General features: G+C 62.2%; 10 protein-coding genes. 7 read left to right on the forward strand and 3 right to left on the reverse strand.

The annotated features are described in order from the left end of the window. Nucleotides 1-27: 27 nt before the first annotated feature. From hpnC to GSQ88_RS20990, 5 genes are all read left to right on the forward strand, one after another. Nucleotides 28-906, forward strand: coding sequence for a squalene synthase HpnC (gene hpnC / locus GSQ88_RS20970; RefSeq protein WP_159009657.1), 879 nt, complete (start codon nt 28-30; stop codon nt 904-906). Next, a complete protein-coding gene (gene hpnD, locus GSQ88_RS20975) occupies nt 903-1,742 on the forward strand; it encodes a presqualene diphosphate synthase HpnD (protein ID WP_159009658.1) in 840 nt (279 codons plus the stop codon). Before hpnC ends, hpnD begins: the two co-directional genes overlap by 4 nt. Continuing rightward, on the forward strand, nt 1,742-2,995 hold the full coding sequence (gene hpnE, locus GSQ88_RS20980; RefSeq protein ID WP_159009659.1) for a hydroxysqualene dehydroxylase HpnE: 1,254 nt from the start codon (nt 1,742-1,744) through the stop codon (nt 2,993-2,995). The genes hpnD and hpnE overlap by 1 nt, the downstream gene beginning before the upstream one ends. A 64-nt stretch (nt 2,996-3,059) precedes the next feature. Further along, entirely contained in the window at nt 3,060-5,024 is a 1,965-nt protein-coding gene (shc, locus tag GSQ88_RS20985; protein ID WP_174248074.1) for a squalene--hopene cyclase, read from the forward strand. Continuing rightward, nucleotides 5,021-5,767: a phosphorylase gene (locus GSQ88_RS20990; protein ID WP_159009661.1), complete on the forward strand. Its 747-nt coding sequence runs from the start codon at nt 5,021-5,023 to the stop codon at nt 5,765-5,767. Before shc ends, GSQ88_RS20990 begins: the two co-directional genes overlap by 4 nt. 109 nt (nt 5,768-5,876) lie before the next feature. Here the strand turns inward: GSQ88_RS20990 and hpnH are convergent, their stop codons facing one another. Together hpnH and ispH are read right to left on the reverse strand one after the other, a co-directional pair. Then, the gene (gene hpnH / locus GSQ88_RS20995; RefSeq protein ID WP_159009662.1) at nt 5,877-7,037 is read right to left on the reverse strand and encodes an adenosyl-hopene transferase HpnH; all 1,161 of its coding nucleotides are present in this window, start codon (nt 7,035-7,037) and stop codon (nt 5,877-5,879) included. 54 nt (nt 7,038-7,091) lie between these two features. Next, nucleotides 7,092-8,018 (reverse strand): 4-hydroxy-3-methylbut-2-enyl diphosphate reductase, encoded by a 927-nt coding sequence (gene ispH / locus GSQ88_RS21000; RefSeq protein ID WP_159009663.1) that lies wholly within the window; start codon nt 8,016-8,018, stop codon nt 7,092-7,094. Between the two features lie 432 nt (nt 8,019-8,450). Here ispH and hpnN point away from each other — a divergent pair, with 432 nt between their 5' ends. Continuing rightward, nucleotides 8,451-11,039: a hopanoid transporter HpnN gene (hpnN, locus tag GSQ88_RS21005; protein WP_159009664.1), complete on the forward strand. Its 2,589-nt coding sequence runs from the start codon at nt 8,451-8,453 to the stop codon at nt 11,037-11,039. On the opposite strand, the gene GSQ88_RS21010 is transcribed toward hpnN, so the two are convergent. Then, a complete protein-coding gene (locus GSQ88_RS21010; RefSeq protein WP_159009665.1) occupies nt 11,007-11,666 on the reverse strand; it encodes a DUF2147 domain-containing protein in 660 nt (219 codons plus the stop codon). The two genes, hpnN and GSQ88_RS21010, sit on opposite strands and share 33 nt — an antisense overlap. A gap of 104 nt (nt 11,667-11,770) precedes the next feature. Between GSQ88_RS21010 and hpnO the strand changes: the two genes are divergently transcribed. Beyond that, nucleotides 11,771-13,162 carry an aminobacteriohopanetriol synthase HpnO gene (gene hpnO / locus GSQ88_RS21015; RefSeq protein ID WP_159009666.1) on the forward strand — a complete coding sequence of 464 codons (1,392 nt, stop codon included), beginning with the start codon at nt 11,771-11,773 and terminating at the stop codon, nt 13,160-13,162. The last annotated feature ends 6 nt before the right edge of the window (nt 13,163-13,168 follow it).

The raw sequence follows: 13,168 nt of genomic DNA on the forward strand, positions 1-13,168 counted from the left end.
CACCCCGATGAATGTAGCCCGTTCTTGATGACCACCGCGAGCGAACTGCGATCCGGAAAAACCCATCGCGACGAGAATTTTCCCGTCGCGTCATGGATCATTCACCGGCGTCACCGGGCGCTGATTCTCGCGTTCTATAATTTCGTCAGGACCGCGGACGACATCGCCGATCATGCGACGCTCGGCGAACGCGACAAATTGGCCTATCTCGATCTGCTCGAAGCCGAATTGCTCGGCAAGGGCGATACCCAGCCCGAGGCCGTCAATCTGCGCAACGCGCTGGCGGAACGTTCGATGCCGCCGCGCCATGCGCTCGACGTCCTGGTCGCGTTTCGGATGGATGTGACCAAGCTTCGTTACGAGAATTGGGACGAAGTGATCCACTACTGCCGCTACTCGGCGATGCCGGTCGGGCGTTTCATGCTCGACGTCCACGGCGAGAGCATTTCGACCTGGGCTGCTTCTGACGCGCTGTGCGCCGGCCTGCAGATCAACAATCACCTTCAGGACTGCGGCAAGGATTTTCGCGATCTCAACCGCGTCTATCTCCCGCGCGATGCGCTGGCGGCAGCGGGAGCTTCGGTCGAGCAGCTTGGGCAGGCGCAGGCGCCGGCGCCGCTGTTGCAATGCTTGCATTCGCTCGCGGCGCGTACCGAGGGCCTGCTCAATGACAGCAGATCGCTGGGCGGGGAAGTCAGGGATTTTCGGCTCGGGCTAGAGATATCGGTGATCCAGAGTTTTGCCGACAGGATCGTGCGGATGCTCAAGGTGCGCGATCCCCTGAGCGAGAAGGTCCATCTCGGCCCGATCGAACTGCTGGCCCACAGCGTTGGCGGGATGGCGAGCGAGACGGCGCGTCGCGCGGTCGGTCGCCGGCCCGTGTCCAATCCGGCGGCCGGCGCATGACACTCGATACCGCGGTTGCCAATCCAAGCGACGGCGCGGCGGCGTCCGGCAGTTCGTTTTACGCCGCGATGCGGATATTGCCTCGCGAACAGCGCGAGGCGATGTTTCAGATCTACAGCTTTTGCCGACAGGTCGACGATATCGCCGATTCCGACGGACCGCGGCCCGAACGGCTAGCCGCGATCCAGCAATGGCGCGATGATATCGACGCGCTGTATCAGGGCCATCCACCGCCGCGGTTGCAGGATTACGTCGCCTCGGTTCGTCGCTTCAACCTGAAGCGCGAGGATTTCATCGCCATCATCGACGGCATGGAGATGGATATCCCGCAGGATATCCGTGCGCCGGATCTCGCGACGCTCGATCTGTATTGCGACCGGGTGGCGAGCGCGGTCGGACGGTTGTCGGTGCGGGTGTTCGGCCTTGCCGAGGACGACGGCATCCTGCTCGCCTATCATCTCGGTCGTGCGTTGCAATTGACCAATATCCTGCGCGATATCGATGAGGACGCCGGCATCGGCCGGCTCTATCTGCCGCTCGAGGGCCTGCTGCATGCGGGAATAACGTCCAACGATCCGTTCAAGGTCATTGCCGATCCGGCGCTGCCGAAAGTCTGCGCGCCGCTGGTGGAGCGGGCGCGGGCGCATTTCGCCAAAGCCGACGACGTCATGCGTCGCAGTTCCCGGCGCGTGGTGCGGGCGCCGAGGATCATGTCGAAATATTATCGGGCGATTCTCGAATTGCTGGTTGTAAGAGGCTTCGCGTTGCCGCGGTCGGCAGTGCGCGTCGACAAGATGACCCGCATCGCCATTATCCTTCGCTACGCTTTCATCTGATGCAAAAGAACGTTCATATCATCGGCGCTGGGATTTCAGGCCTGTCGGCAGCCGTTCGGCTGGCAGGCGCGAATTACAAGGTGCACGTCCACGAGGCCACGCAACAGGCGGGCGGCCGCTGCCGGTCCTATTTCGACGCGGCGACCAATCTCACGATCGATAACGGCAACCATCTCTTGCTCTCGGGCAACCGCCACGCGCTTGCCTATGCCAGATCGATCGGCACCGAGGCGGGGCTGGTCGGGCCGAAGCGCGCGCAATTTCCATTCGTCGATATCGCGACGGGCCGGCGCTGGCAGCTCGATCTCGGCGACGGTCGGCTGCCATTGTGGGTGTTGGACCCGGCGCGCCGGGTACCCGACACCGGTTTGCTGGATTATTTGAAGCTGGCGCCGCTGATCTGGGCGGGGCAAAGCAAGCTCGTTGGCGATACCATTCCCTGCGAGGGCACGCTCTACCAGCGGCTGGTGCAACCGCTGCTTTTGGCCGCGCTCAATGTCGATCCGCCCGAGGGATCGGCGGGGCTTGCCGGCGCGATCGTGCGGGAAACGCTGCTGGCGGGGGGACAGGCCTGCCGGCCACTGATCGCGCGCGAAGGGCTGAGCGCGGTGCTGGTCGAGCCCGCGATCAGGCTGCTGCAAGCCAAGGGCGCCAGTATCCAGTTTGGCCACGAATTGCGCGCGTTCGGCAAATCGGCCGAGCGCATCAGCGAGCTGAATTTCGGCGACGACGTGATTGCGCTCGGCGCGGACGATATGGTGGTGATGGCAGTGCCGCCGCGTCCCGCGGCCGCCTTGCTGCCGGGCCTGAAAACGCCGTCGAAATTCCGCGCCATCGTCAATGCGCATTTCCGCTTCGATCCGCCCAAGGACTTGCCTCCGATCCTCGGCGTCGTCGGGGGTCTGGTGGAATGGCTATTCGCCTTCCCGCAGCGGCTGTCGATCACCATCAGCGGCGCCGACCGCCTGGTGGATATGCCGCGCGAGGAACTGGCGCAGGCGATTTGGCGGGATATCTGCAAGGCCGGTGGGGTGCAGGGCGAACTGCCGCCCTGGCAGATCGTGCGCGAGCGCCGCGCGACATTCGAGGCCACGCCGGAGCAGAACGCGCTGCGGCCGGGCGCGTCGACCGCATGGAAAAACCTGTTTCTTGCCGGCGACTGGACTGATACGGGGTTGCCGGCCACCATTGAGGGATCGGTCCGGTCGGGCGATCGCGCCGCCGACCTGGTGCTTGCCTCGCGGCAGGCTTGATCGCTGATGCAACGGACGGCTCCGAGAGGGCCGGGCACGGACAATGACAGGGATGTCGAGCAAAATGGCTTCCGGCACTGACAGCGTTGGCATTGGACCCGATGCCGCTTTGGAGGCGAGCATCCAATCGGCGACCCGGGCGCTGCTCGACCTGCGGCAGGCGGACGGACATTGGGTGTTCGAGCTCGAGGCCGATTGCACCATCCCGGCCGAATATGTGCTGCTGCGCCATTATCTGGGCGAGCCGGTCGACACCGTGCTGGAAGGCAAGATCGCCAATTACCTGCGCCGGGTTCAGGGCGCGCATGGCGGCTGGCCGCTGGTGCACGAGGGCGATTTCGACATGAGCGCCAGCGTGAAGGCCTATTTCGCGCTGAAGATGATCGGCGAGCCGATCGATGCGCCGCACATGGCGCGGGCGCGCGAGGCGATCCACAGCCGCGGCGGCGCGATCCACAGCAACGTTTTCACCCGCTTCATGCTGGCGATGTTCGGGGTGCTGACCTGGCGCAGCGTGCCGGTGCTGCCGGTCGAGATCATGCTGCTGCCGATGTGGTCGCCATTCCATCTCAACAAGATTTCGTACTGGGCGCGCACCACGATCGTGCCGCTGATGGTGCTGGCGGCGCTGAAACCCCGCGCCCGGAACGCCAGCGGCGTCGGCATCGATGAATTGTTCCTGCAGCCGCCGCATTCGATCCGCATGACCGCCAAGGCGCCGCACCAAAGCTGGGGCTGGTTCCTGCTGTTCCGCGGCCTTGACAGCGTGCTGCGGGTGATCGAGCCGCTGTTTCCCAAGAAGCTGCGGGCCCGCGCCATCGACAGCGCGGTGGCGTTTGTCGAGGAACGCCTGAACGGCGAAGACGGCCTTGGCGCGATTTATCCGCCGATGGCCAACACCGTGATGATGTACGAGGTGCTCGGCAAGCCGGCGGATTATCCGCCCCGGGCGGTGACGCGGCGGGGGCTCGACAAGCTTCTGGTGATCGGCGAACACGAGGCCTATTGCCAGCCTTGCGTGTCGCCGGTGTGGGACACGGCGCTGACCTGTCACGCGATGCTCGAAGCCGGCGGTGAAGAGGCGTTGCCTTCCGCCAAAGCTGGGCTCGACTGGCTGCTGCCGAGGCAGGTCCTGGACGTCAAAGGCGATTGGGCGGTGAAGAGCCCGAACGTCCGGCCCGGCGGCTGGGCCTTTCAATACAACAACGACTACTATCCGGATCTCGACGATACCGCCGTCGTGGTGATGGCGATGGACCGCGCGCAGCGCGCCTCGCGCAGCCACGAATTTGATACCGCGATCGCCCGCGGCCGCGAGTGGATCGAGGGCATGCAAAGCCGCGATGGCGGCTGGGCCGCGTTCGACGTCAACAATCTCGAATATTATCTCAACAATATCCCGTTCTCGGATCACGGCGCGCTGCTCGACCCCCCGACCGAGGACGTCACGGCGCGCTGCATCTCGATGCTGGCCCAGCTCGGCGAGACCGCGCAAACCAGCAAATCGGTTGCCGACGGGGTGGACTATCTGCGGCGGACCCAGCTCGCGGAAGGGTCGTGGTATGGCCGATGGGGCCTCAATTACGTCTACGGCACCTGGTCGGTGCTGTGCGCCCTCAATGCCGTCGGCGTGAGCCACCAGGACCCGATGATGCGCAAGGCGGCGGATTGGCTGCTGTCGATCCAGAACGCCGATGGCGGCTGGGGCGAGGATGCCACCAGCTACCGACTCGACTACAAGGGATTCGATGGCGCGCCCACCACCGCCTCGCAAACGGCATGGGCTTTGCTTGGTCTAATGGCAGTCGGCGAGGTCGAAAATCCCGCAGTTTTGCGCGGGGTGGAGTACCTAAAAAGCACACAGACCGAAAAAGGACTCTGGGACGAGCAGCGTTACACGGCAACAGGCTTTCCGCGGGTGTTTTATCTGAGATATCATGGCTATTCGAAGTTCTTTCCGCTCTGGGCGCTTGCGCGGTATCGAAATTTGAACAGCACCAACAGCAGGGTTGTAGGGGTCGGGATGTGAATTTGGGGGTGGGGGATGAGGTGTCCGCGGGCAATCGAGTTGACCCGCGGCCGGTGCTGATTGTGACTGGACTGGTGCAGGAGGCGCGAATCGCGGCCGGCCCGGGGATGGCGGTCATCTGCAGCAGCAGCGATCCCCGGCAATTGCGGGCGCTGCTTGCGACGCTGGACCCCACCTCGTTCAGGGGCGTCATCAGTTTCGGCGTCGCCGGCGGGTTGGATCCCACGTTGAAATCGGGCGACATTGTGGTGGCGACGGAAGTGCTGGCCGGCGATGCGCGCTGGCTGGCCGAACTGCCGCTCAACGAGGAGCAGATCGCCAGCGTCGCGCTGAAGCGCCGACGCGTCGTCAGGGGCGGTCTGGCGGGCGTCGAACAGGTTATCGCGGCACGCGCCGGCAAGGCCGCGCTGTGGTCGGCAACCGGTGCCGCGGCGGTCGATATGGAAAGCCATATCGCAGCCGCCTATGCCGCCGAGGTGGGCCTGCCATTCGCGGCCCTGCGCGTCATCAGCGATCCCGCCAGCCGCGCGCTGCCGGCGATCGCGATGAGCGCGATCAAGCCGAACGGCGACATCGATCTGCGCAAGGTTCTGCGCGGCGTCGCGCGCAATCCGCTGTCGTTGCGCGCTTTGGTCTCCACCGGGATCGATTTCAACCGCGCACTGCGCAGCCTGCGCGGCTGCCGAAGCTTTCTGCTGGGCGAAGAGACGTTCGCCCCCGTGGACCTCAAAGCCGCGGCATAAGCTTGGCCGGCGACGCGGCACTGGTCCGGCGCTCCAACGAAAATTGGTTCTCAAACGAAAACAGGGCGCGATCGCATCGCGCCCTGTTTTGCTTTTCGAGTGTGCGGCTTCAGGCGGCCGTTGACGCCTTCTGCTGTGCCTTCAACTGCGCTGCCGCCGCCTCGTCGCGGCGAATGTCCGACAGGCGCTTCTGCACTTCGGCCGAGAAGATGTACTGCGCCGGGCGCTGCTGTTCGAGGTTGATTTCGGGCGCCATCGGACCGGTGGTGCGGACACCGCGGAACGCCACCCACATTGCCTTCAGCGGGTTGACGAGGGCTGCGTTGGCCGCGGTCGGCTCGTAGCCGCAATGCGCCATGCAGTCGGCGCACTTCTCGTACTTGCCGGTGCCGTAGGTGTCCCAGTCGGTGGTGTCCATCAGTTCCTTGAAGGTCTTGGTATAGCCTTCGCCGAGCAGATAGCAGGGCTTCTGCCAGCCGAAAATATTGCGCGCCGGCATGCCCCACGGAGTGCATTCATAGCTCTGGTTGCCGGCGAGGAAGTCCAGGAACAGGCCGGAATGCATGAAGTTCCACTTCTTGCCCTTGCCGAGCGCGAACACGTCGCGGAACAGCTTCTTGGTCTTGGTCCGATTCAGGAAGTGCTCCTGGTCCGGCGCGCGCTCATAGGCGTAGCCTGGCGACATCGAAACCCCGACCCCGAGCTCGGTGGTGAAGTCGAGGAACTTGGCGATGTCCTCGGCGGCGTGTCCGTCGAAGATCGTGGCGTTGACGTTGACGGTGAAGCCGCGTGCTTTCGCGGCCTTGATCGCCGAGACCGCGCGATCGAACACACCCTTCTGCGAGACCGCCTTGTCGTGATGCTCCTTCAGGCCGTCGAGATGCACCGAGAAAAACAGATAGGGCGACGGCTCGAACAGATCGAGCTTCTTTTCCAGCAGCAACGCGTTGGTGCACAGCGAGACGAATTTCTTGCGCGCCACGAGGCCGCGCACGATCTCGCCGATGTCCTTGTGGATCAGCGGCTCGCCGCCGGGGATCGCCACCATCGGTGCGCCGCATTCGTCGGCAGCATCCCAGCATTCCTGCGCCGACATGCGGCGGTTGAGGATCGCGTCGGGATAGTCGATCTTGCCGCAGCCGACGCAGGCCAAGTTGCAGCGGAACAACGGCTCGAGCATCAGCACCAGCGGATAGCGTTTTCGGCCCAGCAGCTTCTGCTTGATCAGATAGCCGCCGATACTGATTTCCTTGAAGAACGGTATTGCCATTACGAATTTCTTTCTGGACTCAGGTAGAGAGGTTAGTCAGCCCGCTATGCTAGATCAGCCCGTTGTCAGTTCGGCCGGAAGCCGGAATTCAATGTTTTCTTCCCGGCCCGGAAGCACCGAGACCGAGACCGGTCCGATGCGCTTCAAGGCCTCGATCACGTCATCGACCAGAACCTCCGGCGCCGAGGCGCCGGCGGTGATGCCGACGGCCTTTGCGTCCTTCAGCCAGTCCGGGTTGAGCTCGCTGCCATCGGCAATCAAATAACTCGCGACACCCACCTCGGTGCCGATTTCACGCAGCCGGTTTGAGTTGGAACTGTTGGTGGCCCCCACCACCAGGATAACGTCCACGAGCTTGCTCAGGTCCCTTACCGCAGATTGGCGGTTCTGTGTCGCATAGCAGATATCCCGTATGTCCGGGCCTTGAATATCTTTAAACCGCTGCTGAAGGGCGAGAATTATGTCCTTTGTGTCATCTACGCTCAGGGTGGTCTGGGTGATGTAAGCCACCGGGGTGTCCACCGGCAAGGTCAACGCCGCCACGTCGTCGACGTTCTGGACCAGTTCCACGGGGCCCGGGACCTGGCCCATGGTTCCCTCGACCTCGGGGTGGCCGGCATGGCCGATCAGGATCAGTGCCCGGCCCTTGGACATATAGCGCTTGCCCTGGTTGTGGACCTTGGTCACCAGCGGGCAGGTGGCGTTGAGCACCGGCAGGCCGCGGGAAGCGGCCTCTTCCTCGACGCTCCTGGCCACGCCATGGGCGCTGAACACGGTTACCGCCTTGGGCGGCACCTCCGAGAGGTCCTCGACGAAGATCGCGCCCTTGTTTTTAAGGCTTTCGACCACGTATTTGTTGTGCACGATCTCATGGCGCACATAGACCGGCGGGCCATATTTCTCGAGCGCACGCTCGACGATCTCGATAGCACGCACGACGCCGGCGCAAAATCCGCGCGGCTGCGCCAGAAACACTTCCATGGGACGTCCGTTACGCAAGTTGCACCAAACTCATACTGTTTCTCCGTCCCATCAGGGTACCAGCAATATCCGCGCCACGGCGCGGCTTTCGCATCCATCCCGCCGTTAAGCGCATGAATGCACAGGGTTCTGTGTCAAAAAAGCATCAGATAGGAAAGGCGGATCGTTAACGGATCGGCCTAGCTATGGCGGTACTATAATGCGGTATATTATAACCGCCGTGGCGGGAAGTTATGGAATCCTCACTTGTTCGTCACTTTACGGCAGGCGGATCCGAATTATACCGCTCTGAGGGCACCATTTGGGCAAGTTTTGCGTTATTTGTTTGTCCGTGCTCTGAAAGAAAACACCCAAAACAAATGTTAGATCGACGGGGCGAACTCCGCTAGACAGCGGCGTTCCCGTGGAACCCCTACATTAGAAAGATTAGATGTGCTGACAAGTATTGTCGTATCGGTCGTTAAAGCTTGTACGCGGTTTGCCTCTGTTACGGTTCTTGTCGCACTCCTCTTGGCGATCGCCGGGGGCTACTACACCGCCCAGAATTTCGAGATCAATACTGACATCAACACGCTGATTTCGAACAAGCTCGATTGGCGCAAGCGCGACAACCAGTTCGATAAGGCGTTCGATCGTGACAGCACGATCCTCGCGGTGGTGGATTCCCCGACGCCGGAGCTGACGAGCGCGGCCAGCGCCGCGCTGGCGCAGAAGCTAACCGGCGACACCAAGCATTTTTCGTCCGTGCAACCGCTCGGCTCCGGCGAGTTTTTTGAAAAAAATGGGCTGCTGTATTTGCCCCAGGCGGAGGTGAATGAACTGACCGGCCAGTTTACCTCGGCAGCCCCCCTGATCGAGATCATGGCCGGCGATCCCTCGATCCGCGGCCTGACCGGCGCGCTTGAAACTGGGCTTTCCGGCGTCAAGCGTGGCCAGGTCGCCCTCGACAGCACCGCGCGGCCGTTCAGCTACATCGCGCAGACCGTGGAAGACGTCCTCAAGAACGGCACCGCGACCTTCTCCTGGCGCCAACTCACCAGCGACAAGCCTCTGGCGGATTCGGATTTGCGCGCCTTCATCGAATTCAAGCCGATCCTCGACTTTAACGCGCTGGAGCCCGGCAAGGATTCCTCCGACGCGATCCGGCAGGCCGCGAAGGATCTCGACTTCGCCGGGAAATATCACGCGCGCGTGCGGCTGACCGGACCAGTGCCGATGTCCGACGAAGAATTCGCTACCGTACAGGACGGCGCCGCCGTCAACGGCATCGGCACCGTGCTGGTGGTGCTGTTGATCCTCTGGATGGCGCTGCATTCCTCCAAGATCATCTTCGCGGTGTTCGTCAACCTGTTCATCGGGCTGTCGATCACCACGGCCGCCGGCCTCGCCATGGTGGGTTCGTTCAACCTGCTGTCGGTCGCGTTCGCCGTTCTGTTCGTCGGACTTGGCGTCGACTTCGGCATTCAGTTCAGCGTCCGCTACCGCTCGGAACGTTTCAAGAGCGACAATCTGCAATTGGCGCTGGAAAAGGCCGCTGAATATGTTGCGGTCCCGCTGTCGCTCGCCGCGATGGCAACGGCGTCCGGCTTCCTCTCGTTCCTGCCGACCGACTACAAAGGTGTCTCGGAGCTCGGCGAGATCGCCGGCGTCGGCATGCTGGTGGCTTTCCTGAGCAGCATCACGGTGCTACCGGCGTTGCTGCGACTGCTTAATCCGCCCGGTGAAAAGGAGGCGGTTGGCTACGCCTTCCTGGCGCCGCTCGATCACTTCCTCGAAAAGCATCGGGTGATCATTATCGTCGGCACAATCCTGGTGGCGGTGGCCGGTCTGCCGCTGCTGTACTTCCTGAGATTCGACTTCAACCCGATCAATCTGCGCAGCCCGAAGGCCGAGTCGATCGCGACCTTTCTCGACCTGCGAAAAGACCCCAACACCGGCGCCAACGCCATCGACGTGATGACGAATTCGGATGACGACGCCAGGAAAATCCAGGCCAGACTGGAGAAGATTCCGGAAGTCCTCGAGGTACGGTCGCTGGAGAGTTTTGTGCCGGAAGACCAGCCGGCCAAACTGAAGCTGATCGCCGAAGGCGCCAAGGTTCTCAATCCCGCGCTCAATCCGGATTCGATCGATGCGGCGCCCTCCGACGCCGAGAATGTCGATGCCTTGAAGAGCACGGTGGAAAATCTGCGCAAGACTGCCGGTGACGCCAAGGGGCCCGGCGCGGTGGCGTCGCGGCGGCTGGCCGATGCGCTTTCCAAGCTGGCGGAGTCCAATCCGGCCACGCGCGAGAACGCCCAGGCCATCTTTGTCGTGCCGCTGAAGATCGTACTCGGTCAGCTCAAGGGCCTACTGCAGGCCCAGCCGGTCACCTTGCGGACGCTGCCCGCCGACCTGGTGAATTCCTGGAAAACCAAGGACGGCCTGCAACGCGTCGAGGCGCTGCCGCGCGGTGACCCCAACGATAATGACACGCTGCGCAAATTCGCAGGCGTTGTGCTGGATGCTGAACCGACCGCGATCGGCGGCCCGATTTCGATTCTCAAATCGGGTGAAACCGTCGTCAGGGCCTTCATCCAGGCCGGCATTTGCGCGCTGATCGTGATCAGCCTGTTGCTCTGGTTGGCGCTGCGGCGGATCGTCGATGTGCTGCTGACCTTGGTACCGCTGTTGGTGGCGGGCGCCGTGACACTGGAAATCTGCGTGCTGATCGGGTTGCCGCTCAACTTCGCCAACATCATCGCGCTGCCATTGCTGCTTGGCGTCGGTGTGGCATTCAAGATCTATTACGTCACGGCGTGGCGTGCCGGCAGAACAAATCTGCTGCAATCGAGCCTGACACGCGCAATATTTTTCAGCGCGCTGACGACGGCCACGGCGTTCGGCAGCCTGTGGCTATCGAGTCATCCCGGCACCGCCAGCATGGGTAAGTTGCTGGCGCTCTCGCTGGTCACGACCTTGGCCGCGGTGTTGTTGTTCCAGCCCGCGTTAATGGGCAAACCGCGCGATGTCGGGGAGTAGGCAGATATCGCCAACCGGGTCGGACGGATGTCCTGATGTAGCGACCTTTGGGCCGGCCATTTTTGCCGCGGGAGTGTTGACCGAAGCTGGCTTGGGGGTGGGCGAAGCCGTTGCAGATGCACCGGTTTTAGGCAATGCGCTGGTGGTCTTTGGTCCACCTTTCGCCATGCTGTTGACCGGGCTGGACGGGATCGAGGGCGCTACCCGGCTCCAGGTTTCGCCGCCGCACAGGAAGCCCAGCACGCAGCCCTTGATCTCAAGCTGGTCGGGACCGGTGGGCCTGATCGTGGAACTGTAAGTTTGGCCGTCCTTGGCGTTATAAACTTGGCCTTCCCACTGATCGACGCCCGCCGTTTTCTTCATGTCGAGCAGAATCGGCATCCCCAAGGTCAGTCTGTTCTGTTTTGAGGCATCGGGATTGTTGCTATCGTGGCCGCCGGAGATTTTCTCCCAGGCCACCACGCCCCACATGCTTCCATTGCATTCGGCGACGCGGATGTTAGCTACGCCATCCTGTACCCGCCAATCTCCGGTCGGATCAGCGGCAAAAGCCGGCGCAAGGGCTGTTGCCAAAAATATTGCGGAATATGTTACGGTACGCTTGATGTGTCGGGGGCAGTGCAACATGGTTTTAAACCTATGCTTATCTAGGATGGTCGAAATCGAGGGGCAAAACGCCGCATTGAGTGTTTTCAGTTGACGAAATGACCATCAATCGAAGTATGTAGCTGATGTTATATCCGAATCTAGACGTTTCCGAGATGTTTGTGGACCGCCAGTCGCAGCGCAGTTCCATGCATACCCGCCATCTTAACGAACAACTCGTAAGGGTCCTTAAAACGATCGGTTACGACGTCGGTTTTCAGAAGGGCCAGGGTCAGTATCTGTACGATCGCGACGATGCCCGTTATCTCGATCTACTGAGCGGGTTTGGCGTTTTTGCGATTGGCCGCAATCATCCCGCCCTGCGCGAGGCCTTGAAGAGCGTCCTCGATAGCGACCTGCCCAATCTGGTGCAACTGGACGTATCGACGCTGGCGGGCGTATTGGCCGAACGCCTGCTGGAATATGTCCCCTATCTGGATAAAGTCTTTTTTGCGAATTCGGGCGCCGAATGTGTCGAAGCTGCGATCAAATTCGCACGCGGCGCCACCGACCGGCCGGGCATCGTCTACTGCGCCCATGCCTTTCACGGCCTGTCCTACGGCGCATTGTCGCTGACCGACGATGCCAACTTCCGTGGCGGCTTCGAGCCGCTGCTGCCGGGGTGCACGCCGATCCCTTTTAACGATCTGGCGGCCCTCGAGCAGGCGCTGTCATCGCGCCAGGTCGCGGCCTTCATTGTCGAGCCGATCCAGGGCAAGGGCGTCAATATGCCCACCGATGAATTCCTGCCGGGCGCAGCCGCGCTCTGCAAGAAATACGGTACGCTGTTCATCGCCGACGAAATCCAGACCGGTATCGGCCGCACCGGCAGGTTCCTCGCGGTCGAGCATTGGAATGTCGAACCCGACATGGTGCTGCTCGCCAAGGCGCTGTCGGGCGGCCACGTTCCGGTCGGCGCGTTGCTGACCCGCAAGAGCATCTTCGACAAGATCTTCAATCGAATGGACCGCGCCGTCGTTCACGGCTCGACCTTCGCCAAGAACGATCTGGCGATGGCGGCGGGGATCGCGACCCTTGAAGTGATCAAGTCGGAAAAACTGATCGAGGCCTCCGCCAAGCGCGGAGCCGAACTTCGGCTGGCGCTGACCCGGATGGTTCCGGGCTATGAGCTGCTCAAGGAGGTTCGCGGCAAGGGCCTGATGATCGGCATCGAGTTCGGCCCGCCAAAATCGTTGCGGCTGAAGGCATCCTGGAACGTGCTGGAGAGCGCCAACAAGGGCTTGTTCTGCCAGCTCATCACGGTGCCGCTGTTCAAGGATCACAAGATCCTGACCCAGGTCTCCGGCCACGGCAGCCACACCATCAAGCTGTTGCCGCCGCTGACCATCACCGAGCAGGATTGCAGCTGGATCGAGAAAGCGTTCGATGAGGTGATCGCCTCCAGCCACAAGGTGCCCGGCGCGATCTGGTCACTCGGCAAGACGCTGGTCGACAACGCGGTGCGCAAGTCGGCGTAAGCGCGC

Origin of the sequence: Bradyrhizobium sp. S69, from assembly GCF_009766005.1 — a bacterium.
Lineage (GTDB): Bacteria > Pseudomonadota > Alphaproteobacteria > Rhizobiales > Xanthobacteraceae > Bradyrhizobium.

What these genes read in the sequence shown, in the direction of transcription:
- hpnC (WP_159009657.1), top strand. Translation starts at nt 28, where the DNA reads ATGACCACCGCGAGCGAACTGCGATCCGGAAAAACCCATCGCGACGAG.
- hpnD (WP_159009658.1), top strand. Translation starts at nt 903, where the DNA reads ATGACACTCGATACCGCGGTTGCCAATCCAAGCGACGGCGCGGCGGCG.
- hpnE (WP_159009659.1), top strand. Translation starts at nt 1,742, where the DNA reads ATGCAAAAGAACGTTCATATCATCGGCGCTGGGATTTCAGGCCTGTCG.
- shc (WP_174248074.1), top strand. Translation starts at nt 3,060, where the DNA reads ATGGCTTCCGGCACTGACAGCGTTGGCATTGGACCCGATGCCGCTTTG.
- hpnH (WP_159009662.1), bottom strand. Translation starts at nt 7,037, where the DNA reads ATGGCAATACCGTTCTTCAAGGAAATCAGTATCGGCGGCTATCTGATC.
- ispH (WP_159009663.1), bottom strand. Translation starts at nt 8,018, where the DNA reads ATGGAAGTGTTTCTGGCGCAGCCGCGCGGATTTTGCGCCGGCGTCGTG.
- GSQ88_RS21010 (WP_159009665.1), bottom strand. Translation starts at nt 11,666, where the DNA reads ATGTTGCACTGCCCCCGACACATCAAGCGTACCGTAACATATTCCGCA.
- hpnO (WP_159009666.1), top strand. Translation starts at nt 11,771, where the DNA reads ATGTTATATCCGAATCTAGACGTTTCCGAGATGTTTGTGGACCGCCAG.